This window comes from Streptomyces atratus (genome assembly GCF_014648655.1).
Classification (GTDB): Bacteria; Actinomycetota; Actinomycetes; order Streptomycetales; family Streptomycetaceae; genus Streptomyces; species Streptomyces atratus.
In genome coordinates this window covers 1-3,044 of record NZ_BMRN01000138.1, presented here as the reverse complement: position 1 = coordinate 3,044, position 3,044 = coordinate 1, and the positions used below count along the sequence as shown (strand labels likewise).

Annotated in this window: 2 pseudogenes; both read left to right on the top strand. The window is 62.8% G+C overall.

Annotation, left to right across the window (positions count from 1 at the left end):
• Positions 1 to 99: 99 nt before the first annotated feature.
• Positions 100 to 222: pseudogene (locus tag IEZ15_RS46285) on the top strand (transposase); the annotation flags it as partial.
• Positions 223 to 650: 428 nt separating this feature from the next.
• A pseudogene (locus IEZ15_RS43580) lies at positions 651 to 2,945 on the top strand (LamG domain-containing protein); the annotation flags it as partial.
• Positions 2,946 to 3,044: the final 99 nt, after the last annotated feature.

Genomic DNA, 3,044 nt, shown 5'->3' with positions numbered 1-3,044 from the left:
CCCGGAACTCAGGCGAGTACTTCGATGTCCCCAACGGGAACTCCTGTCCTATGGATCTTCACGATCCAATGATCAGGGTGTCCACGATCAAGGGGAAACGCCCAACTTGCCTTCAGCACCCCCGAACACCTCGTCCAGCGCGGCCTACGGCACATCCAGTACCGCAGCGACCTCATAGACGGCTGCCTCGCCGAGACCGGCCTGACCATCAGACCCACCTGAGCAACCCAGCGACATCACGAGTTCAACCTTAGTAATGCAGTCCTCAAAAAGAAGACATATGCATCAATCGCCCTCTGAGTAGCTATTGCGGGGCTTTTTGTATCTCGGATGACTGCAACGCCTCATGGCTATATGTCCCAGTTGTCATGGGGGCAGGTTTTTGCATGTCCATTCATGTGCCAGGAAATTCCTTGACGATCAAAGCTGCTTGCGCCTACCGTCCGTGAGCAACCTTCACTAGAAGGTCATGAACGTGAAGGGTCTGGGGAGGCTCTGTGCCGGGGTGGGGGAGAGTTTTGTCTGTCAGTAGACGAAGGGCTGGGCGGGTGTTGGGCCCACTGCTTGGCCTTGCGCTCATGGCCGGGACGGCTCCTGCCTATGCATCCGGTGCCGGTGCTGTGGCCAAGGCGACTGCCAACGCCGGTGACTTGGTTGGGGAGCAGACTGCGCTGGCGCAGGCCGCGGAGACCGGGGAGCCGGTCGAGATCACCGCGGCGCGCACCGAGTATGCGACGACCGAGGCGAATCCCGACGGCTCGTTCACGCTGACCCAGTCGACGGCACCGCGGCGTGTGCGGGCAAGTGACGGTTCTTGGCAGGGCGTGGACACGACGCTGGTGTACCGTTCCGACGGTTCTGTGGGACCGAAGGCCGCTGTGGTGGATCTGGCGTTCACCGGCGGCGGCGGTAAAGACATGATCCGTCTGGGCAGTAAGCAGGGCTCGGTGTCCTTGGGCTGGCCCGGCGTGCTGCCGGAGCCGACCATCAACGGTGCGACTGCCACGTATGCGAATGTCATGGCGGGCGTCGACCTCGAGTTGACGGCGACGGCCGAGGGCTACCACGAGGTTCTGGTCGTCAAGTCAGCTGAGGCTGCAGCCAGTTCAGAGCTGGAGCAGGTGACCCTGTCGGTTTCCGGCGACGGCTTGCAGATCGTGCCGGGAGCCGGCGGAGGCCTGCGCGCGGTCGACGAGAACGGCAACACGGTCTTCAAGGGTCCGGCTGGTCAGATGTGGGATTCTGCTGGTGACCAAACACCTGCGGCCCAGCAGCCCCGCGTAGCAGTGGCTGATGATCCGCAGGATCCAGCCGGTGAGGGCAATTCCACGCAGCCGGGGACAGGCGATGCCACAGCGGTGCTTCCGGTGAGGGTCGAGGGTGAGGCTGTCTCGGTGACGCCGGATCTGGACCTGCTGCGGGGCGCGGGGACGGTGTATCCCGTGCGCATCGACCCGTCAGTCGGACTCGGGGTGTCCGAGCGGTCGGTGATCTCCTCGGACGGCGACCGATGGTGGCAGTTCAAGGGGGAGTACGGCGTCGGGCTGTGCGGGAACGCGGACGGGTACTACTGCGGCAACGGATACAAGAACCGGATGCTGTACGAGCTCTCGCCGAGCCAGCTCGCGGGCAAGTACATTCTGGATGCAACCTTCCGGGCATTTGAAACGTGGTCGTTCAACTGTGATGCGCACTGGGTGGACCTGGTGCGGACCGACAACATGTCCGAAGGCACCCGCTGGCCGGGACCGAAGATTCTGGACCTGATGGGCGACAAGAATGTGTCCTACGGTCGTGGTGACAACTGCAGCCCGTCGCAGCCTGACCACTGGGTTGAGTTCAACGACAATCCTGCTGAGCCGGACGAGAACCTCAAGTCCACGGTGCGCTCGTTCGCCGATGGGAAGATCAAACGTCTGACCTTCATGTTGAAGGCGAAGGATGAGGGCGACGCGCGGTCTTGGAAGCGGTTCGACGACAATGCCGAGCTCAAGGTCAACTATGCCCATCAGCCGGGTGTACCGACCAACGTGGGAGTCGTTCCCGGTAACGGCAGCACTTCGTACTGCAGGACGTCGTCGACGGACCCGTTGATGGTGACCCGCGTTGACCCGATGGTCCAGGCGCGCGTTCAGACAAAGGTCGAAGCTCACCTGGGGGATGAGGAGGGATCGCTGCAGGCTGAGTACATTGTCGAGCGGGGCGACGATGCCGCATGGCATCAGGTCTGGTCCGACTACCGTCCAGCCAGTGGCTGGGTTCCCGACGAGACACTGCAGAGCCTTCGCACGTCCAATCGTGCAGATGGCGGCCTGTATCGCCTCAAGGCGCGCACTCAGTCCCACTGGTCCTACGACGGCGCTTCGGGTGATCTGTTCTCCCCGTACTCGTCGTGGTGTTACTTCAAAATCGACTCGACCGCGCCGAAGACACCGACCATTACGGCGGGCGCCCCGTACACCGCATGCACGGTGACGCTTTGCGAGGGCAAGGGTGGGCCCGGAGTACCGGGCAGCTTCACCTTCGCACCCAATGCCGCGGATACCGACGTCAAGGCCTACCGGTGGCGTCTGCTGACGACCTCGGCCCAGGACACCAAACAGGTCACAGGATCCACCGTGACCGTCAATGACGTCACTCCGTCCCTGACTGGTACCCAGGTGCTGTCGGTCGAGGCCAGCGACCTCAAGCTCGACTCCTCCGGCCGGACACGGTGGGGGACACCGGCGGAGTTCACGTTCAAGGTCTCACCGGCAAGCGGCCCGGTCGGCCGATGGCACCTGGATGACGGGGCTCCCGGTTCAGGCATTATGACCGCCAAGGACACGGCGACTGAGGCCGGTGCCCGTCACGATGCGACGTTCTTCGGTGCAGATGGCACGGGGTGGTCGACGCGTGCACGCCGCGGTGATCTGGACTATTCGCTGCGTCTCAATGACGACACGGGCGTTTCCCCTTGATCGTGGACACCCTGATCATTGGATCGTGAAGATCCATAGGACAGGAGTTCCCGTTGGGGACATCGAAGTACTCGCCTGAGTTCC